Genomic DNA, 19795 nt, shown 5'->3' with positions numbered 1-19795 from the left:
CCCTTAAATCCTGTTCGCGCTCAGCCCGAACCGAATACCCGTGATAAATAGGAACCGAGTAAATAAGCCATTCAGGAAACCATTTCCCCGTCTGCCGGTCCATTTTAAGTGCGAGTTAAGCCTTTAAGGGTTTAATCGCCACGCAGTCGGAGGCCGGCTTCTATTGGTATACCCTGTAGAATCAACACGCCGCCCGACTCAACGTATTTATGAACAGCATCCAGGACGAAAAATAATGACTAAAAGATTACTTGCTATCGCCATCGGTACCAGCTTGTTGACAGCCTGTACCACTAACCCCTATACCGGCCAGTCCAGCATGAGCAACCTAGGCAAGGGCGCCGGCGTCGGCGCGGCAGTGGGAGCAGGCGCCGGTACTTTATTCGGCGGAAACGACTGGAAAAACGCCGGTCTGGGCGCATTAGCCGGTGCTGCGGTGGGTGCCGGTGTCGGTTACTACATGGATAAACAACAGGAAGAGATGCAGCAATCGCTGCAAGGCACCGGGATTGAAGTGCAACGCACCGCGCAAAACCAGCTGACCTTGAACATGCCCAGCACCAGTGATGTGACGTTTGCTTTCGGCAAGGCCGACTTGACACCGGAAGCCCAGAATGCGCTGGACCCCATCGCCAGAGTGTTGACCAATTACCCTGAGTCGACGATTTCCGTAACCGGCCACACCGATGATGTCGGCTCGGATGCCGACAATCAACGTTTATCCGAAGCACGAGCTACCAGCGTGGCCAACTTTTTGGCGCAACGTGGTGTGAACCGGATGCGTATTTCCCAGCAGGGTATGGGCGAAAGCTCACCGAAGGTCTCGAACAGCAGCGATGCCAATCGGGCGATTAACCGTCGGGTGGAACTGGCGATCAACGCCAATCAGAACGCCGGCGCCGCACAACAACCGCAGCAAGGCTACCCGCAACAGCAACAGACCCAGCCGACTCAACAACAAGGCGGTTATCCGCAACAGAATTACCCGCAGCAAAACCAACCGTATCAGCAGGGTTACCCGCAACAACAAAGTTACCCTCAGCCGAATCAGCAATACCAGGGTTACCCTCAGCAACAGGGTTACCCTCAGCAACAGGGGTATCCACAGCAAACTTATCCGCAACAGAACCAGCAATATCCGCAGTATCAACAGCCTTATTATCAACAACAATAAGGCTTCAGATACAAGCTAGCCCTAATAAAAAACCCGCTTCTTTCCGGGAAAGAAGCGGGTTTCATTTTAGCCCCCCGGAAATTCGGTTCGCGTTTAGCCGCTACATGTTATTGATATCAAGCCTCGCCAGCCCTAACATCAAACTCGATTTTCCAGCGTTGTTGATCACGTTTGGAAATGGCTTTCAACTCCAAAGTACCCACCTCGGTGACCGCTGCCGATAAATGTACCGGAACGATGTCGCCGGCATGGCGACCTTCTTCCGGTAACGTGATTTCTATTTCATCCAGTTCTTCCAGTTCGTCGTCTTGCCAATACTCCAAACGCACACCTACCGCATCGTCGCGGCGGGTTTTTGAACCGAAAAAGCGGAAGCGTACTGGTTCACCAATGATCAAACCGAATTCGTCGTTAGGCAATTCCTGTTCACTGCCCTCCTCCATCCCAAACGGTGCGATGCACAAGGCTTCGATTTCCGCAGGCAATCCGGGCACTGCCGGCATGGCACTCTCAATACCGACGTAATAAGCCGCCGCCGTGCCGCCTTTAATTCTTACGCCCTTGCCTTTGCGGACAAACCCGTAATATGCCGCGCCCCGTGCCACTGCCAAATCCAGATCGGCGCCTTGCAATAATCGGGCTGGGTCGGCTTGCTCGGTTTGCAGCCAGCTATTCAATATTTGCATCAAACGCTCAGCCATTACGCCGGCTTTTAACACCCCGCCGTTGAACAATACCGCTGTTGGATGCAAGAAGCTGGCATGTTCCGGCAAGACATGATCGGACAACTCGCCGGTCGCTTCTTTTTGCCGCGACAAGAATGCCGCTAAGTGACGAGTGATGCCGGCATCCTGCGCATATGGCAAACCGGCGGTGCGTAAACCGCTACGTGGCCTGACGACAGGTCTTTCGTTAACGGAAATCCACGGTAAAAAGCCCTCCACCAGCACTCGATTCAATTCGTCGCGAGTCAGTTCGGTGCGCAAGGTACCGCCAATCAAAGATGAGCCACGGCTGGCTACTACCAGAGGCATACTGCCCAAATCGGCTTGGTTGAATAGTTTTTCCTTTGCTTCCCGGCAAGCATGCGTTAAAGCCTGCACTTGCCAGCTTTCCAATCGTTTACCGGTTTCTTGTTCCAATTTGGCTTTGACGGTATAGGCCAAGGCCAAATCCATGTTATCCCCGCCCAGCAAGATATGGTCGCCAACCGCAACCCGATTCAATTGCAAAGTGCCGTCCTGCTCGGTAACCGCAATCAGCGACAAGTCGGTGGTGCCGCCGCCGATGTCGGCTACCAAAATCACATCGCCGATTTGCACATGATTACGCCAGTCGCCTTCGCTGTTTTCAATCCAGCTATATAGCGCTGCTTGCGGTTCTTCCAGCAACACTGCCTGCCCCAAACCCACCGCGCGCGCCGCCTCGACAGTCAATTCGCGAGCGGCCGGGTCGAACGAGGCCGGCACGGTGATCGTTACGTCCTGATCTTGCATATGGTGCTCTGGAAAACGATGATTCCAGGCATCGCGCAGATGTTGTAGATACGCTTTGGTTGCCGCAAACGGGGAAATGCGTTCCACATCTTCCGGCGCTTCGGCTGGCAAAATCGCTTGTTTACAATCGACGCCGGCATGGCACAACCAACTCTTAGCGCTGGATACCAATCGGATAGGAGTTTTGCTGCCCAGATTGCGGGCAATTTCGCCAACCAGATATTCCGGCTTAGCGGTCCACGGCAACGCGGTTGCGCCGTCGGCAATCTCGGCGGAATGCGCCAAATAGGTAAACGACGGCAGTTGCGCTTTGTCTTCGATAACGCCAGGGCTAGTCAGCTGCGGAATCGCCAACACATCCAAAACTACTTGGTCGTCGCCGGCTTCCAGATCGACATAAGACAAGACGCAATGCGTGGTACCTAAATCGATACCGACCGAATAACGTGCGGTCATAATTCCACCTCGGCCGGCGCGACGATCTTGGCGTTATGGCCTTCGGTTAATTTTGGCAAGCGCAGATCGGTGACTTGCCAACCTTTATGCACCAAAGTACCGGTAAACGGCGCTTCGCCGACGATATTGCCGGTCAAACGGAATGACGCTGCATCGAAGCCTTTGTTAAGGGTGACGCGATTGCCTTCGGGATCGTTGCTGACCGGCGCCAGCGTGAAATGCTCGCTTACCGCTTTGCTGCAACCTTGATGCACCACCCGCGCGGCCGCGCCGATTTCGGCATCGGAAAAGGCACTGACGTCTTCTTTGATGAAGTCAATAAAGCGGGCTTCTTTTTGCAGCAAACTCAATAATTGCAGCGCTGCATCCGGGGTAGCCTCCTTCAAAACCACCGGTTCAGGCGCCGGCGCCTGGACGATTTTTTCCACTTCGACAATCTTTTCGACGATTTTAACTTCCGGTTGCGGTGCGGGGGCGGGAGCGATTAATGCCGGTGCTGCGGATTTACAGCGGCGCATGCCCAGCAGAACCGAGACTAAAACCACAATCAGGAGCAAAGCCAGCAGCGCGGCCGTACCGGCCAAACACACGTGCCACAAATCGAAGGTGGTCGGGCGCAAGGATAAATCGATGGTGTAGGTATTCATGAATAACGAGTGATGGTTGTTAATTGAAACAATGGCTGTCGTCGAATCTTCAAGCCTGCCGCAACAGATAAAACTAAACTTTTACATCAATGTCGTTGCGGACAGCAGAGATTCAGTTGCCCGGCATGCCGGCTTTTTTCGCGGCTTCCGCATACATCAATTCCTGAAGCAAATTGCGCGTCACCTGGATACGCATTTTCTTCAAATGCCGGTCAGCGACCACGCCCGGCACTTCGGCGTCGGTATAAACTTTGCGAATTTCGGCCAAGGTCGGCTCGCAAGATTTAATAATCACATCGGTGGCATTGCGGCTTTCCATCTTGGCAAACTCGGGTTTTTGCATAGTATCCACTACACATTTTTTATACGTGTATTGCGCTTGCTGAATTTTCTGAATGGTCTCGTCTTTTAGCGTGGTTTCGTTCCATTCTTCCTTGGCTTCTTCGGCACAGGCCAAACCTGCGACCATCATCAATGCAACTACTAAACGGTATGTCATGATTTGCTCTCCAATCGGGGCGTAATAATGGCTGGCGATTTTACGCGATGCTGGCTGAAATGAACAATCAGTCGGAAGCGGCAGGCGGTCAGAGCAGGCTAGGCCTAGTCTGCGAGTTCACTGCGGCAAGTAGCTGACTCACCCAGGCTCCGAGCAAACTCACGTTTTAATGCCAGAGTACTAAGATACCAGGCAAGGAGTTAAAAGCGACGACAAGGGGGCAGAAACCCGCCAATTGAAGGTTTCTTGAGAACATTGAGGAGCCCGAGCTGTGAAGATTACGAAAGGCTTGAGCTCATTTTCGACATATCCTCTGCCAGGGAAACACAAAAGTGATGGGCGGAGCTTGGTCTGTAAGGGGGAAGCGACGTCGATTTTGCAGACCAATAAAGCAAAAACGCATCGCCTCCCTATCTATTTTTAAAGGGTTTGCATGGCGACAAAAACCCACCATATAAGGGCCGGCGGGGGTTTCTTGCAAATGACCGTATATTTTTACTGCGAGAAAACCAAACGAAATGGTGCGTTAAAACTCAGTGATCGCACACATGCCGAGACGAACCGGCTTGATTTTGGCCTTGAGTAGCATCAGGCAATAAAGGCATGGCTTCCGTTATTCCCTCACCGCACTGTTTCATTTGCTGCATGGCCTTGTTGGCCGACGCATCTTTACCAAATTCCATCGCTCTCGCCATCGCTTCATCGCGTTTTCCCGCCTCGCATAAGCTCTTCACCTCGGCACTCATTTGTTTGGCCTGCGCTTGAAAGGCCTGCATGTCCGCCTTATCAATGTTCTTCACGCAGTCTTGCATGGCTTTCATTTTCTGCATTACTTGCTGCATTTGCGCTTTATCCATATTTTTAAACGCATCGTTTTCAGCCGCAGCGGCGATTGGGACCAGTAACAGCATCGTTATCAATAAATTTCGCATGATTTTCCTAAAAATAATGTACGTACCTTGGAACTGTAGAAGTGTTCTACGTGGATAGCAAGCACTGACGATAACCCCGACGAAATTCCAGGGCTAGAGTGTTGTCGTGACAAGAATGCAGACTTTGTCGGATCCACGACATCGCTTGGCAAGTTGGCTTGGAGCAACAATCCCAATCAATCCATGATCTTCGCACGCATTCGGCCATTTGCTCAATTGGCCTCATTCTTGAATGCCTGATAGCTTTCGCCATCAGCAGCCCAACAATGGAACACATTTTTCCACTGCCCCGCCCTACGCCTACGCAGGCCAAACCAAGCAATCCAGTGCTACACGCAGGCCATCGCTACAGCATAGACACACAAAAACTGGCTGATAACCGACTCGGCGATGTGGAGCATGATCTGCAAAACGGCTTGCTCGGCGATTACCTGTTAAGCATCGAACGGGCTGAGGTAATGCCCGTGGAGACTAAACAAACACCAACACAGGCATTCGTTTGGAACAACGATTTACGGAGCCCACCGCTCATAAGTTGCTTAGCCCTTACCAGCGCTGACCCGCAGTTGCCCAATCAGAATCGTTTGACCTTGCTTGACATCGGCATGCCCGCGCCGACAGTAAGCTTGGCGGACGATATGCCAACCCTAAGCATTGCGCCTCATTTTGAACTGGAATGGGACACCGCCGGTTTTTGCAGCCAACTGGGTGTGTTGCAGTTGGTGGAGTCCAGCCGAACAGCACACTTTGCCGACGGCGAAACGATGACTTTAGTGGATACCGAGACTGAAGAAGGCGGCCCGGTTTTGTATCTGTCCGGCAAAGCAAGGCCTTTGCCGGTCACGCCGCTTGGTCCGTTTCAACAGCAAGGCCAGCAGCAAAAACTGCTGTTCAGCCAAGCCGTGGCGCAAGCTATTCCGTCTGAAATTGCCGGCAATGCCGTCGCATCGATTAGCGTTTTGGAAAAGTATACGGTGTATTTCATGCAAAACGCCGGACCGGACCGACCGGATCTTTATATTTGGGTACCGGTGCATTTACCTATCGTTTGGGGTTGGAGTATTCGGGTGCAGCAACGCTATGACGGCGTGTGGGATATTTTCCGCAAGAAATTGATCATGCCCAGCGCCTCAACCGAAGCGCCGAGACTACCCTTATGGCAGAGCAACTCCTTACTGTGCCAAACGACGCAGACGGCATGATGCCCATGCTGGACGTGGCGATCATTGGCGCCGGCCTGTCCGGCTTGTCCTTGGCTGAAAAACTGCTTCGGAAAAAATCCAACATCGGCGTGTTTGAAGCGCGCGAACGCTGCGGCGGCAGAATTTTATCCGCATCCGCTCCTGCCCAGGTTTTTACCGCAGACCTGGGCCCGACTTGGCTGTGGCCAATGGATCAACCGCTCATTACGGCATTAGCAGAACGCTTGGGATTAACGCTATTTCCGCAGTGGGACCGCGGTCAAAGCTTATATCAAGTACAAGCGAACGCCATACCAGCCAGCTATATCGACACCCAGACGCACGCGGATGCCAGACGGATTGCCGGCGGTTGCCAACAATTGATCGACGGCCTATTGCAACACATACCCGAACGCGTTCTGCACCTTGGACATCGGTTGCTAGGGCTGAGCGATCAAGGTAGTCATGTCGATTTAACATTCGCAACCGATAACTCGGTGAATACCATCCAGGCTCGCCAAGTCGTGCTGGCCGCGCCCCCGCGATTGCTGGCTAACAGTATTACCTTCCAACCGGCATTAGCGCTCGGTTTGCTGTCTCTGATGCAAGACACGCCTACCTGGATGGCCGGACATGCCAAAGCGGTGCTGGTTTACGAACAGGCGTTCTGGCGCCTACAAGGCTATTCCGGCAACGCCATTTCTCCTTATCCCAGTGCGGTGTTGGCTGAAGTCTATGACGCCTGTTCACACGATACGGGAACCTCGGCCCTGTTCGGCTTCTTTGGTTTGCCAGCCCAGATTCGCGAACAGTATCAAGACAGCCTGTCGGCGTTGATCGTTCGGCAAATGGTCGGCCTATTCGGTCCTGCCGCCGCCAATCCATTGAGTGTGGTGATTCAGGATTGGAGCCAGGAAACTTTTACCGCGACTTTAGCGGATCGTGCCCCGACATTCGAACACCCCTCCTATGGCCACCGCGCTCTGCAATTGGACCATTGGCAAGACAAACTGTATTTCTGTGGCACCGAAACAGCCAGTAGGTCCGGGGGCTATTTGGAAGGCGCATTAGAAGCCAGCGACCGGGTTTTTTGCGCATTAACACTCTAACTTAAGGACTTTGACATGAACAATCCAACGCTTAACGCTAACAGCATCGGCGAATTTAGCCGATTTATAATCGAGCAGAAAGCCAATATGAAGAAGCAATACGATCAATTATTGGCCCACGACCTATCGCATCAACAATGGGACGGCTGTTTTCAACGCAATGTACTGATCGTCTTGGAAAAAACCTATCAAGACGCCCTGGCTAAATTGCAGACCTTACCGTTCGATCACGCCGGCAGCACGGTCAATCAGGGCTTGGCGGATCTTACCAAATCTGTATTGACGGTATTCGACGGCTTCATCGACGAATTTCTGTTGATCGTAGTGGATAAACATCGCACTTCCTGTGCCTTATCCAATTTCCCCGATGAACACAAACCCGATCAGGTTTACCTGAGCGCCGTGCGTAGCGATATCGCCTTACTGTGGCGGAACTTTGCCTTGGACATTAATGCTTACTTTCTGGAATGCCGTTAAGCGAAACTTTTCCGACAGGATAATTTATGAAACTCTACATGACACCCGGCTCCTGCACCACCGGAATCCATATTTTACTGGAAGAGCTGGATCTGGTTTTCGAAGCCCATCTAGTCAATTTAATGGCCGGCGATCAGCATCAAGCCGATTATCTGGCATTAAACCCCAAAGCCACCATTCCCACCCTGGTCCGTAACGACGGTACCGCGTTGACCGAATTCCAGGCCATCGCTTACTGGCTGGCGCGCAGCTACCCTAAAGCCAAACTGTTGCCGGGCGACGCAGATGGCGACGCAAAAGCTATCGAGTTGATGGACTATGCGGTCGGTACGCTACATGGTCAGGGCTTTGCGAGAATTTTTACCACGGAGAAATTCACGCCCAATCCTGCCGATCACGAGGCGGTTAAAGCGCAAGGACTGGATATTGTTAATAAAGGTTTTGCAATATTGAATGAACAGCTACCTGCCGAAGGCTACGCTTTGGGTGCATTCAGCATCGCCGATGCTGCTTTATTTTACGTAGAGTTTTGGGCGGATAAAACCGGCGTAACCCTGCCGGACAACTGCTTGAAACACTATCGCTTGATGCTGTCGCGTCCGGTCGTTAAACGCGTGCTGATGGAGGAAGGTTATAGAGTGGACTGACCTTTATCTCTGCACCATCTTCTCGATAAGCAAAAACCGCCTGCTCCAGGCCTTCGATTTACGGTGCGAAATAATTCGCACCCATACCCATAAAGCAAGCCGCATTAATCCAATATCCCTTCATTTTTTCAAGGTGACTAAATCGTCACCAACGCACTATTCACAAGACAATCGCCGGATTTTCAAGGAAAATAGCCCTATCTTCACCGTTCGCTGCAGCGCATGTACAAATATGAAGGCTTGGTGGTACACCAAAGCCACGACGACGAGGGCATCATAGAAATCGTTGATAAGGAAGGCGTCAGGGCCTTGCACTTTGGCTCGCATGCCCGACAAAGCAGTATGCTGCTGGCCGAACCCAACCGCCTCCATTCCCTGTACGCACGGGCCATGATGGCCGGCTTGATGTTTCACGACACCCCCCGCGAAATACTGATGATAGGTTTAGGCGGCGGCACCATCGCCAAATTCATGTTGCATCAATTTGCCGATTGTCGACTCAAGGTAGTGGAATTTCGCGGCAGCGTGTTGAAAGTGGCGCGCAGTCATTTCGGCTTGCCATTCGACCCGCGCCTGAAAATCAAGATCGGCTGCGGCGCGCAGCATGTGCGTCAGGCCAGCCAGGTGCAAAGCGAGCAACACGACCTGATCCTAATTGACGCTTACGATCACGACGGCATGGCTCCGGAAGTGAGCAGCGAAACTTTTTTCGACAATTGCCGAACCTTGCTGACCAAGAACGGTCTGCTGGTGATCAACTTATGGGGTACCGACAAGGACATGTTCCAACAAGTGGTTTGGAATCTGGGCCGCATGTTCGATAGGCGTATGTTGTTTTTGCCGGTGCGCAATCGCGGTAACGTGATCGGTTTTGCCTTTGGCGAAGCCATGACAAAGCCTGGCGTCAAACAGCTGATCGACAAAGCCAAACAGCTTGAACAGTTATATCAGCTGGAGTTCTCCACCTATCTGCTGGACTTAAAACGCCACAACCCTAACGTCTTCAACCGGATTATAAAATCGTGATACACAACGCTCCCAACATCTTCGGCTATAAAAAATACTGGGCGCACCGCTTCGGGCCGGCGCCGGAATTGCCGATGACGCTGGCTGAAATGCAGCAACTGGGCTGGGACGCCTGCGACGTGATCTTGGTCACGGGCGATGCCTATGTCGATCATCCCAGCTTCGGCATGGCGGTGATCGGCCGGGTGTTGGAAGCCCAGGGATTCCGAGTCGGCATCATCTCCCAACCGGATTGGCATAGCGCCGAGGACTTTAGACGGCTGGGCCAACCCAAGCTGTTTTTCGGCGTGACCGGCGGCAATATGGATTCGATGGTGAATCGCTATACCTCTGACAAGAAAATCCGCTCCAACGACGCTTACACAGCCGATGGCGCAGCCGGTAAACGCCCGGACCGCGCCGTGAATGTCTACGCCCACCGTTGCCGTGAAGCCTATAAAAACGTCCCCATCGTCATCGGCGGTATCGAAGCCAGTTTACGCCGTATCGCCCATTACGATTATTGGTCGGACAAAGTGCGTAAATCCATCTTGCTGGATTCCAAAGCCGATTTACTGGTCTACGGCAACGCCGAACGGCAAGTAGTGGAAATCGCCCAGCGTCTGGCAAAAGGCGAGACCATTGCCGACCTGAAAGGCATTCGCGGCACAGTACATTTTGTGAAGCAGGTGCCGCAGGGCTGGATGGAGAAAGACTCCACCGACATCGATAAGCCGGGTGCGGTGATTTCGCACGTCAATCCCTATCAGGAAATGCCGGCATGTGACGATAAGCCTGAACTTGCGGCAGATGAAAAGGTTATCCAATTCAAACCCATCGCCAATAAGCAGCGCACACAAACCGTCATCCGCTTGCCGGATTACGAAGCAGTAAAAGACGATCCGATTCTATACGCACATGCTTCGCGAGTGATGCACGGCGAAACCAACCCCGGCAACGCCCGCGCCTTGATTCAACGCCACGGCAACCGCGAGGTGTGGATCAATCCCCCACCATTACCCCTCACCACACCGGAAATGGATGGCGTCTTCGACCTGCCCTACTCTCGGCTACCGCATAAATCTTACGGCAAGGCCAATATCCCCGCTTTTGAAATGATCCAGCATTCTGTGCTGATCATGCGTGGCTGCTTTGGTGGTTGCAGCTTTTGTTCGATCACCGAGCACGAAGGCCGCATCATTCAGAATCGTTCCGAAGATTCGATCATTCGAGAGATTGAAGCCATCCGCGACACCTCGCCCAATTTCACCGGCCATATCTCCGACTTGGGCGGACCTACCGCCAATATGTGGCGCTTGGCCTGCAAGGATCCGAAAATCGAAGAATCCTGCCGCAAACCATCCTGCGTCTACCCTGGCATCTGTCACAATCTGAATACCGATCAAACGCCGCTGGTTAAACTCTACCGGCGCGCCCGCCAACTGCCAGGCATCAAGAAAATCTTCATCGCCTCAGGTCTGCGCTACGACATCGCCGTGGAAACCCCGGAATATGTCAAAGAACTGGTGACCCACCATGTGGGCGGCTACCTGAAAATTGCCCCGGAACACACCGAGCAAGGCCCGCTGTCGAAAATGATGAAACCCGGCATGGGCACCTACGACCGCTTCAAGCAGATGTTTGATAAGTATTCAAAGGAAGCGGGTAAGGAGCAGTATCTAATCCCCTACTTCATCGCCGCCCATCCCGGCACCGAAGACAAAGACATGCTGAACCTGGCACTATGGCTAAAACGCAACGGCTTCCGCGCCGACCAGGTGCAAGCCTTTTTGCCCTCGCCTATGTCCATCGCCACGGCGATGTATCACTCCGGCAAAAATACCTTGCACAAGGTGGCTCGTAATAGTGCTGATATAGCGATTCCGAAAAGCATCAAACAGCGCCGCTTGCATAAGGCTTTTCTACGCTATCACGATCCGAAAAACTGGCCGTTGCTGCGGGAGGCCTTGAAAGATATGGGGCGCGCGGATTTGATTGGTAATGGTAAGCAGCATTTGGTACCGAGTTTTCAGCCGAAAACTGATGTTATACCGTTCAAAAACGAATCTAGAACAAAGCAGTTTAGAACGAAGCGCTGATCGTATTAAATTTAGACTCTGCTTAGGCTATGAGAATGGTTAGTACATGACTACACTTGGAAGCATGTTTTTACGATCCAATTGAAAAGGTCACATGTGAACAATCAAATATATGTAACACAACCGTCATTACCACCCCTTGATGAATTTATTCCATACTTACAACAAATTTGGGACAGTAAAATACTGACCAATGGCGGGCCTTTTCATCAACAATTTGAACAAGCACTTTGCGATTATTTAGGCATTAAATATATTTCATTATTCACTAATGGCACTATAGCTCTAGTTACCGCATTGCAATCGTTACGTATTACTGGAGAGGTTATCACAACGCCGTATTCATTCGTGGCAACCTCGCACTCCCTACTATGGAATGGAATAAAGCCGGTATTTGTTGACATTGCTCCCGATACACTTAATCTCGATCCTACAAAAATAGAGTCGGCAATCACTCCGCAAACAACAGCGATAATGCCAGTACATTGCTACGGCCACCCTTGCGACGTCGATGCTATTCAAAATATTGCCGACAATTACAACCTCAAGGTTATCTATGATGCTGCTCACGCTTTCGGAGTAAAAGATAATGGAGGTAGCATTCTAAGACATGGCGACTTATCTGTGCTGAGTTTCCATGCCACCAAAGTATTTAATACTTTTGAAGGCGGAGCTATCGTCTGTCCAGATGCAAAAACCAAACAGCGTATCGATCACCTCAAAAATTTTGGCTTCGTAGATGAAGTGACTGTAGTTGCGCCAGGTATTAATGGCAAAATGAGTGAGTTTAACGCTGCTCTTGGACTTTTACAGCTCAAAAGCATTGATCAAGCATTAAATAAACGTAAAGCTCTTGACGCTCATTACCGTAAAGGATTGGCATTCATAAAAGGTATATATTGCTTATCGAATTCCCAAGAAAAAACAGCCAACTATGCCTATTTCCCTATTCTAGTGAGCTCAGAGTATCGGCTTAGCCGTGATGAGTTGTTCCAAAAACTAAGAAACAAAGGCGTTTATGCTCGCCGCTACTTCCATCCGCTAATTAGCGAATTTCCAATGTATAGAGGCTTATCCTCTGCTAATCAATCAAATTTGCCAATTGCAAGCAAAGTTGCAACTGAAGTAATTTGTTTACCAATTTATCCAGATTTGCACCACGATCAGATTGATTTTATTCTCGAAGTAATCACCAAGGAAAATGAATGAAAAGCTTGGCCGTCATGCAGCCATATTTTTTTCCCTATATTGGCTATTGGCAGCTGATGCATGCAGTAGATCGCTTTGTTATCTATGACGATGTAAATTACATTACTCGAGGATGGATCAATCGTAATCGCCTATTAATTAACGGAAAACCTAATTATATTACAGTACCTTTAAATCGGGCGTCGCAAAATAAGCATATTTGCGAAATACAGATGCTATCATCAAACTGGCGAAATAAAATATTGAAATCTATTGAGATAACCTATAAAAAGTCTCCATTTTATTGCGAAGTATTCCCAATAATAGACAGAATAATTCGCTATAAAACAGATAGCCTATCAGATTATCTGCGAAACCAACTAGAAACACTTGCGTCTTTTTTATCAATTAAAACTGAATTTCGATTGTCTAGTTTATCCCATAAAAACAATGCATTATCAGGCCAAGAGCGAATCTTAGATATATGCAAGCGCGAAGGCGTCACAACTTATATTAACCTGCAAGGTGGTCAAGATTTATATGATATTGAAGCCTTTCGCGCTGCAGATATTGACCTACGAATTATTGTGATGAAACCTTTCACTTACAAACAGAGATCAATAGGCTTTACTCCCTCTCTTTCCATCATTGATGTACTGATGGAGGTTGGACCAGTTGATACTAAAAACCACTTAAATGCTGTCCATTTAATATCTAACGAAAAAAAAATATTGCAATGATAAATATTGTTATTATTTCCTCCACCAATGGAGGGGTTCTTAGCAACCTTTTGGAAAACACTTATTTTAGAGAACGCATCAGACATGTCGTCTCAGATCGCAGATGTGGGGCTATTGAAATAGCAAAGAATTTTGGTATACCAACAAAGGTTTTTGAATCAAAAAGTGCAAGTAAGTTTTCTAACTCTTTGTTAGAAGAATATAAATCAAATCAACCTGACCTATATATATCTTTTTATACTAAGCTTTTTAAAGGTGAATTTCTATCAGCCTCAAGAAACAGGCTAATTAATCTCCACCCATCGATTCTACCAGCATGCCGAGGACTAGACGGCTTTGGTGACACAATAAAATCAGGATCAAAGTTTATTGGCGCAACGATTCATTTTGTTAATGAAGGGATAGACACAGGTTATCCTTTGATTCAATCTGCAACGCCATTTAATCCAGAAAAAAGCATTGCAGAAAATAGACACCGTATCTTCATTCAGCAATGTAAAATGTTATTGCAAGTATTGAGGTGGTGGGAGGAGAATCGCATACAATTTAGTGACGAAGGGTATCCAAAAATAATTAATTGCTCTTATCACGTTGGAGAATTTTCACCAAATCTAGATTTCGATGAGGCCATGAAATTCGATGCAATAATGCCGAACACTCTAGCTCAAACAACCTAAATTCAAAGTCATATTAACCCAATACCACCAGCACATCCGACTTCTAATTAACTTTACTGTGATCATTAAATGCAACAAAAATCAGAATAAGATGAGATGACTTGCTCTAAAGTGCTAGTCTAAATAGAACAGGTACCTATCGTAACGCAGCCAATAAATATATAATTAAAAACATATCCAACCAAACTTGAGCTTAAAAGAATTGCAAAATTTAGAATCAAAAGGGATAAAAGCATTTCTTTGGGATTTCTCGGGAAAAACCATCAGACAAATAATTGGATTTATTACATCAATTATCCTCACACGCACATTAGAACCAAAGGATTTTGGCTTAATGGCACTAGTTATAGTAATTATTGGCATAACAAATATATTTAACGATTTCGGGCTGAGCAGTGCACTTATTCAGAAAAGAAAAACACTACAAATACATTATTCTTCTGTTTTCTATTTTAATATAACAATAGGTCTATTACTAACATCGGTAACATTTTTATCGGCCAACTTGATTGGGTTATTTTACGCTAATGAAACGCTAACTCCAATAACGAAAGCAATGTCCCTATTATTCATTATAAATGCTTTTGGTAACGTTAGCACAATAAGACTTCGCAAAGAATTAAGCTTTTCAGCACTAACAAAATCCAACTTATTAGCTACTTTACTAAGTGGTAGTCTGGGCGTAACGCTAGCCTTACATAACGTAGGCGTATGGAGCCTAGTAGCCCAAGCGTTATCAATGGCATTCTTTTACAATATTATTATTTGGAAGGTCGCCAAATGGACACCTATTTTGAACTTTTCGTGGAAAGCACTTACTCAATTATGGGGTTTCGGCTTTAGGATGTTTTTATCGGCAATAATTGCTTCAATATTTGAAAGAATAGATATACTAGCCATTGGAAAGATAGTTACATCGGCGACACTAGGTTACTTTGAACGCGCCAAGTCTCTAAATGCCATGTTAGTTCAATACTCATCCGGGAGCCTCATAGAAATATTGTTTCCAGCTTTAAGTAAAATTCAAAACGATTTGCCAAAGTTTCAAGGTATCATTCTAAAAATGATCGGAATAACTAGTTTTGTTTCATTTTTTTTCACCGGAAGCTTATTCTTAATTTCAGATGAAATAATAATTATGCTGCTCTCAGAAAAATGGTCACCGTCTATTGAATTCTTTAAATTATTTGTCATAACTGGATATAGTTATCCTATTAGCGCTATTTTGGTAAGTGCCTTGAGTTGTCGTGGCAATTCAAGATCATTCCTTCGCCTAGAAATATATAAGGCGGCAATATTAAGCATAAACATTGCCACTCTATACCTTTCGGGAGTTCAAGCATACCTATACTGCATGATCATAAACTCTCTATCCATGCTTCTATTAAATATTTTATTTACATCCAATGAAATAAGAGTTCCTTATATGAGCATTGCGAAACCAATTATAATCCAAATGCTAATTTCAATTATATCTGTGGCATTTGCTATATTTTCGTCAAGAATAATTACAGAAAACCTCACACATTTTTTTATAATCAAGCTATTGATTTTTACCCTTCTATATCTTTCCGCCAACAGCTCAATTAAAACTGACGCTTATATATATTTAAAAAAATTGTTATTCATGTTAAAAATACACGAGAATGAAAAATAGATTCATTATTTACTCACCTGAATTTAATGAAAACATAGGAGGTTCCATTGCATTACACCGACTTTGCCATTTTCTAAATCTGGAGGGCGAGACTGCGTTAATATGGCCTTTTGACAAGCCGGAGTGGATATATCCACAGCCGATAAAAAGTATTTGCGCATTATGGCATAGCCTAAAATACGGCAGACTAGAATATAAGATATCCCGAAACCTTATTACGCCAATAGCAAATTACTCCGATTTAAAAGACGCTATTATAATTTACCCAGAAATAATTGGCGGAAACCCCCTATTTGCAAAAAAAATTGTCCGCTGGTTTTTACACAAACCAGGCTTTCATACCGGAACAGTAGATTATCTCGAAAACGAGTTGTATTTTTTTTATCAACAAGCGTTCAATGACAAAAATCTTAATAAAGATGGAGATAATTTATTGCAAATAATTTTCTTACGCAACGACATTTATTACCAAAGTAATTTTGGGGAAAGAAAAGGTACGTGTTACATCCTGAGAAAAGGTCGTGGCAAAAAAATAGTACATGACCTCACTAATTCAATATTAATTGACGACTTGCCGCACAAGGAAATCGCAGATATTTTCAACTCCGTTGAAATGTGTATTTCGTATGATTTGCATACCATGTATTCTGAGTATGCTGCGTTATGTGGATGCACAAGCATTGTTATTCCCGAAGAGGGATTAAGCAAAGACCGATGGAGATCAGAGGAAAGCAAACGTTATGGCATTGCATACGGATTTGATGACATCGATTACGCAAAAAATACCAGACAGCATCTATTGCCAACCCTCATAGAACAAGAAAACATTTCAAGAAGAATGGTGAAAGACTTTATAATCAAATGTAAAAAACACTTCAAATGAATCTCTGATTAATTAGCTGTATCGAATTTAAGCGCCAGTCAACTCAATGATTTGCGCATCAACCAAAGGCTCCCAAAGAAAACTAATAAATCACAGCAGTTTTTATTTATAAAATCATGATTGACGCATAAATACTCAAAACTTGGCTCCCTCCATACTACTATAACAACTCGATATATCATACATAAAGAGCTTTATCGTTGAAACTAAGTTTTTGGATAGTTTTTCCATTTGAAATAATTGGTAACATTTAAGAAATATGCATCGCCAAATGAAAGAAATTCAATTAAAAAAAGCCGTAACAGTATCTGTCTATTCAAAAGGTTGCACAACGGATGCATGCTCTGTTATCAGACTTCTTTATCCTATATCATCACTTAACTGGAATATCATTTGGAATACTAGAAAAAATTGCCTAAAGAAAAACTTTGACATCAACCCAACTAAAAATGCAGATTTAATCATTATTCAACGAGATTTTCCAAGCAAAAAAACCGCAGAGCTATTATTATATTTATTAAACATAGGGATTCCCGTTGTTTACGATTTAGATGATTTACTTCTCGATAATCAACCGGAACACCCTCGTATTTTTTATTTTAAGACAGTTTCACCATATATTAAATGGCTAATAAAAGAAGCTGACTTAACTACTGTTTCAACAGCACCATTAAAAAATGAATTAACTCCATACACTGACCGACCCATTCATGTAATAAAAAACCTCGTAAACTATAACTTATTCCTCAGCAAAGCAAGCCCGCACCACGATAAGTTTAATATACTGGTATCAGGAACAGCCACACACCAAGAAGACTGGGCGATCATAAAGGAACCTGTTTTCGAAATATTAAAAAAATATAAGGATCGAGTTAATGTAGTTTTCTTCGGGGATGCCCCAAAGGCCTTTCGTAACCATCCATCAGTTAGAAGCATCGACTTCAAACCAAACTACAAAGACTATGCTTCTTGTCTTAAGGAATTGGATATACATATTGCGTTAGTACCACTAAAAGACACAAAGTTTAATCAATGTAAAAGCAATATTAAATGGCTCGAATATTCTGCCGCTGGCATTCTCGGAATTTATAGCGACATTACACCATATTGCTCATGTATTAATAACGGCCTAAATGGTATTCTAGTGGAGAACAACCCTAAATCTTGGTTTTTAGCAATTGAGAATATCCTTCTTGGCAAGATAAAAACAACTACAATGATAGAACATGCACAAGAGGAAGTTTTCTATAAATATTCAATTGACAATTCTATAGACATATATTCACACCCCTTTCAAACTATTTTAAATATTGCCCCCCCCCTAAAAAGATCACCCTCTCCGCCACCCGCGCGTGCTTTTTTGACTATTTATTATAATCTAATTGATAAAGTACTAATATTATATAAGATATTCTCTAAAATAAAAAATTAGCACCTAAAAATAATTCTGCTAAAATCCAACAGGATTACCCATAGGCCTCAGCCAACTTGAGCAATCACCCAGGCATAACAGGTAAAGCACTGCCCCTCCTCCAAGCAAATCCTATAATAAGTCATGACTAGCCAACAAAACGACCTTTTAGATTCCATTTTTGAACGCTGCGGCCAACGCTTTGATCTATTAGTTAATCCGTTTCTGGCTATATCAACTGGGGAATTGTCCGTCAGCTTTTGAACCAGGCCCACACCAAGCTATATAAATCGTCAGCAGAGTGAACACGCAGGGATCTCTTTCTAACAAACATTCAAATCGCTTATTGTTTGGCGGCCTCCACCCTCTCTGGGCACCGAACGACTTAACCGAAACAATATTTACGAATTTAATCTCCAATACACTAGTATCATGACTAATCTTGGCCAAATGACAACTACTGAACGTCATCCCCCATGCAACACAAGCTATCGTTTTACAAGAAGTATAACTAGGCATCAATTCCTTGGTTAAAATCAACGTTACGTCCAGGCATTGACGATTTTTAAATCTTTAGAGATATTCCCTAAATATGATTAAAAAAGCTAAAGCTATTTTACTTAAAAAAGGATTTTTTGGATTAGCAAGATCCATCTATCTTTATTTTCTTAATATATCACTATATCAAGCCAAGTGCTTTCCAGAATTACGGCATTCGTTTAAAGGTAAAATAGGCATAGAAATTGGGGGACCGAGCTCAGTATTTATGAAAAAAGAAGTTTTCCCAGTTTATTCTGTTGCATCTCGAATTGATAATTGCAATTATATGAACGAGACGACTTGGGAAGGTACTATTGAAAACGGACAAACATTTTATTTTAATCCCAAGAAAAAGCCAGGCTAGCAATTCTTTTTTGAAGCAACCAACTTGACGAATATTGCATCGAATTCTTATGATTTTCTATTATCATCACACATGCTCGAACATTCCGCAAACCCAATTCTGGCATTATCTGAGTGGATCAGAATATTGAAAGATAATAGCTTATTAGTAGTATTGCTTCCGCACAAAGATGGCACTTTCGATCATCGCCGACCGGTGACCACAATGGAACATCTTATTTCTGACTTTATGGCGAATACTGGAGAAGATGACCTTACACATATGCCAGAAATTCTTGCATTACATGACTTAGAGCGTGACCAGCAAGCTGGCGACATAGACTGCTTTAAGGCCCGTTCTGAACGAAACTTTGAGAATCGCTGTTTTCATCACCATGTTTTTGACACCCATCTTGCCGTTAAACTCATTGACTACATGCAATTAAAGATTATAGCGGCTGAAGCTATTGAACCGTTACATATTTTGGTTGTAGCTCAAAAAACTAGTCAAGGCGATTTAATTGACAATTCTGCGTTCACTTCCGACTCAGCCCATTACTTTAAAAACAGCCCATTTAAAACTGACCATTCAATAAATTGAGCATGCTATTAAGCAGTAAATTTATAGGGCATAC

19 protein-coding genes are annotated in these 19795 nt (G+C 45.8%); 15 read left to right on the top strand and 4 right to left on the bottom strand.

Annotated features, from left to right (window positions below; all coding sequences use genetic code 11):
• The first annotated feature begins 235 nt into the window (after positions 1-235).
• A complete protein-coding gene (locus METH11B_RS0125525) occupies positions 236-1174 on the top strand; it encodes an OmpA family protein (protein ID WP_026604472.1) in 939 nt (312 codons plus the stop codon).
• Between the two features lie 116 nt (positions 1175-1290).
• Here the strand turns inward: METH11B_RS0125525 and METH11B_RS0125520 are convergent, their stop codons facing one another.
• The 4 genes from METH11B_RS0125520 to METH11B_RS0125505 all read right to left on the bottom strand — a co-directional run bounded on the left by METH11B_RS0125520 (position 1291) and on the right by METH11B_RS0125505 (position 5204).
• The gene (locus METH11B_RS0125520) at positions 1291-3126 is read right to left on the bottom strand and encodes an Hsp70 family protein (RefSeq protein ID WP_026604471.1); all 1836 of its coding nucleotides are present in this window, start codon (positions 3124-3126) and stop codon (positions 1291-1293) included.
• Entirely contained in the window at positions 3123-3773 is a 651-nt protein-coding gene (locus METH11B_RS0125515) for a DUF2760 domain-containing protein (protein WP_026604470.1), read from the bottom strand. Before METH11B_RS0125515 ends, METH11B_RS0125520 begins: the two co-directional genes overlap by 4 nt.
• A gap of 112 nt (positions 3774-3885) precedes the next feature.
• Positions 3886-4272, bottom strand: a complete 387-nt coding sequence (locus tag METH11B_RS0125510) for a hypothetical protein (protein WP_026604469.1) — start codon at positions 4270-4272, stop codon at positions 3886-3888.
• Between the two features lie 533 nt (positions 4273-4805).
• Entirely contained in the window at positions 4806-5204 is a 399-nt protein-coding gene (locus tag METH11B_RS0125505) for a hypothetical protein (protein WP_020482043.1), read from the bottom strand.
• A 266-nt stretch (positions 5205-5470) separates the two neighbouring features.
• On the opposite strand from METH11B_RS0125505, the gene METH11B_RS0125500 reads away from it, so the two are divergent.
• The 14 genes from METH11B_RS0125500 to METH11B_RS28155 all read left to right on the top strand — a co-directional run bounded on the left by METH11B_RS0125500 (position 5471) and on the right by METH11B_RS28155 (position 19761).
• Entirely contained in the window at positions 5471-6406 is a 936-nt protein-coding gene (locus METH11B_RS0125500; protein WP_026604468.1) for a hypothetical protein, read from the top strand.
• Positions 6361-7494, top strand: coding sequence for a flavin monoamine oxidase family protein (locus METH11B_RS0125495; protein ID WP_231499675.1), 1134 nt, complete (start codon positions 6361-6363; stop codon positions 7492-7494). The genes METH11B_RS0125500 and METH11B_RS0125495 overlap by 46 nt, the downstream gene beginning before the upstream one ends.
• A gap of 15 nt (positions 7495-7509) precedes the next feature.
• Positions 7510-7971: a hypothetical protein gene (locus METH11B_RS0125490; RefSeq protein ID WP_026604466.1), complete on the top strand. Its 462-nt coding sequence runs from the start codon at positions 7510-7512 to the stop codon at positions 7969-7971.
• Positions 7972-7997: 26 nt separating this feature from the next.
• Positions 7998-8618: a glutathione S-transferase family protein gene (locus METH11B_RS0125485; RefSeq protein WP_036276457.1), complete on the top strand. Its 621-nt coding sequence runs from the start codon at positions 7998-8000 to the stop codon at positions 8616-8618.
• A gap of 222 nt (positions 8619-8840) precedes the next feature.
• Positions 8841-9644, top strand: a complete 804-nt coding sequence (locus METH11B_RS0125480) for a spermine synthase (RefSeq protein WP_026604464.1) — start codon at positions 8841-8843, stop codon at positions 9642-9644.
• Positions 9641-11722, top strand: coding sequence for a YgiQ family radical SAM protein (locus tag METH11B_RS0125475; RefSeq protein WP_026604463.1), 2082 nt, complete (start codon positions 9641-9643; stop codon positions 11720-11722). The genes METH11B_RS0125480 and METH11B_RS0125475 overlap by 4 nt, the downstream gene beginning before the upstream one ends.
• A gap of 96 nt (positions 11723-11818) precedes the next feature.
• Positions 11819-12931, top strand: coding sequence for a DegT/DnrJ/EryC1/StrS family aminotransferase (locus METH11B_RS0125470; RefSeq protein ID WP_026604462.1), 1113 nt, complete (start codon positions 11819-11821; stop codon positions 12929-12931).
• The gene (locus METH11B_RS0125465; protein WP_026604461.1) at positions 12928-13650 is read left to right on the top strand and encodes a WbqC family protein; all 723 of its coding nucleotides are present in this window, start codon (positions 12928-12930) and stop codon (positions 13648-13650) included. Before METH11B_RS0125470 ends, METH11B_RS0125465 begins: the two co-directional genes overlap by 4 nt.
• Positions 13647-14327, top strand: a complete 681-nt coding sequence (locus tag METH11B_RS0125460) for a formyltransferase family protein (RefSeq protein ID WP_026604460.1) — start codon at positions 13647-13649, stop codon at positions 14325-14327. The genes METH11B_RS0125465 and METH11B_RS0125460 overlap by 4 nt, the downstream gene beginning before the upstream one ends.
• A gap of 187 nt (positions 14328-14514) precedes the next feature.
• On the top strand, positions 14515-15984 hold the full coding sequence (locus METH11B_RS0125455) for a lipopolysaccharide biosynthesis protein (protein WP_026604459.1): 1470 nt from the start codon (positions 14515-14517) through the stop codon (positions 15982-15984).
• Positions 15974-16867 (top strand): hypothetical protein, encoded by an 894-nt coding sequence (locus METH11B_RS0125450; protein WP_026604458.1) that lies wholly within the window; start codon positions 15974-15976, stop codon positions 16865-16867. Before METH11B_RS0125455 ends, METH11B_RS0125450 begins: the two co-directional genes overlap by 11 nt.
• A 271-nt stretch (positions 16868-17138) precedes the next feature.
• Positions 17139-18299, top strand: coding sequence for a glycosyltransferase family 1 protein (locus METH11B_RS0125445; RefSeq protein ID WP_026604457.1), 1161 nt, complete (start codon positions 17139-17141; stop codon positions 18297-18299).
• 571 nt (positions 18300-18870) lie between these two features.
• Positions 18871-19182: a hypothetical protein gene (locus METH11B_RS28160; RefSeq protein ID WP_026604456.1), complete on the top strand. Its 312-nt coding sequence runs from the start codon at positions 18871-18873 to the stop codon at positions 19180-19182.
• A 24-nt stretch (positions 19183-19206) separates the two neighbouring features.
• Positions 19207-19761, top strand: coding sequence for a methyltransferase domain-containing protein (locus METH11B_RS28155; RefSeq protein ID WP_081733886.1), 555 nt, complete (start codon positions 19207-19209; stop codon positions 19759-19761).
• Positions 19762-19795: the final 34 nt, after the last annotated feature.

This window comes from Methylomonas sp. 11b, from assembly GCF_000515215.1.
Lineage (GTDB): Bacteria > Pseudomonadota > Gammaproteobacteria > Methylococcales > Methylomonadaceae > Methylomonas.
Note: the sequence above shows the minus strand (reverse complement) of the source record. Positions and strands in the feature narration are given on the sequence as shown.

What these genes read in the sequence shown, in the direction of transcription:
- METH11B_RS0125525 (WP_026604472.1), top strand. Translation starts at nt 236, where the DNA reads ATGACTAAAAGATTACTTGCTATCGCCATCGGTACCAGCTTGTTGACA.
- METH11B_RS0125520 (WP_026604471.1), bottom strand. Translation starts at nt 3,126, where the DNA reads ATGACCGCACGTTATTCGGTCGGTATCGATTTAGGTACCACGCATTGC.
- METH11B_RS0125515 (WP_026604470.1), bottom strand. Translation starts at nt 3,773, where the DNA reads ATGAATACCTACACCATCGATTTATCCTTGCGCCCGACCACCTTCGAT.
- METH11B_RS0125510 (WP_026604469.1), bottom strand. Translation starts at nt 4,272, where the DNA reads ATGACATACCGTTTAGTAGTTGCATTGATGATGGTCGCAGGTTTGGCC.
- METH11B_RS0125505 (WP_020482043.1), bottom strand. Translation starts at nt 5,204, where the DNA reads ATGCGAAATTTATTGATAACGATGCTGTTACTGGTCCCAATCGCCGCT.
- METH11B_RS0125500 (WP_026604468.1), top strand. Translation starts at nt 5,471, where the DNA reads ATGGAACACATTTTTCCACTGCCCCGCCCTACGCCTACGCAGGCCAAA.
- METH11B_RS0125495 (WP_231499675.1), top strand. Translation starts at nt 6,361, where the DNA reads ATGGCAGAGCAACTCCTTACTGTGCCAAACGACGCAGACGGCATGATG.
- METH11B_RS0125490 (WP_026604466.1), top strand. Translation starts at nt 7,510, where the DNA reads ATGAACAATCCAACGCTTAACGCTAACAGCATCGGCGAATTTAGCCGA.
- METH11B_RS0125485 (WP_036276457.1), top strand. Translation starts at nt 7,998, where the DNA reads ATGAAACTCTACATGACACCCGGCTCCTGCACCACCGGAATCCATATT.
- METH11B_RS0125480 (WP_026604464.1), top strand. Translation starts at nt 8,841, where the DNA reads ATGTACAAATATGAAGGCTTGGTGGTACACCAAAGCCACGACGACGAG.
- METH11B_RS0125465 (WP_026604461.1), top strand. Translation starts at nt 12,928, where the DNA reads ATGAAAAGCTTGGCCGTCATGCAGCCATATTTTTTTCCCTATATTGGC.
- METH11B_RS0125460 (WP_026604460.1), top strand. Translation starts at nt 13,647, where the DNA reads ATGATAAATATTGTTATTATTTCCTCCACCAATGGAGGGGTTCTTAGC.
- METH11B_RS0125450 (WP_026604458.1), top strand. Translation starts at nt 15,974, where the DNA reads ATGAAAAATAGATTCATTATTTACTCACCTGAATTTAATGAAAACATA.
- METH11B_RS0125445 (WP_026604457.1), top strand. Translation starts at nt 17,139, where the DNA reads ATGAAAGAAATTCAATTAAAAAAAGCCGTAACAGTATCTGTCTATTCA.
- METH11B_RS28160 (WP_026604456.1), top strand. Translation starts at nt 18,871, where the DNA reads ATGATTAAAAAAGCTAAAGCTATTTTACTTAAAAAAGGATTTTTTGGA.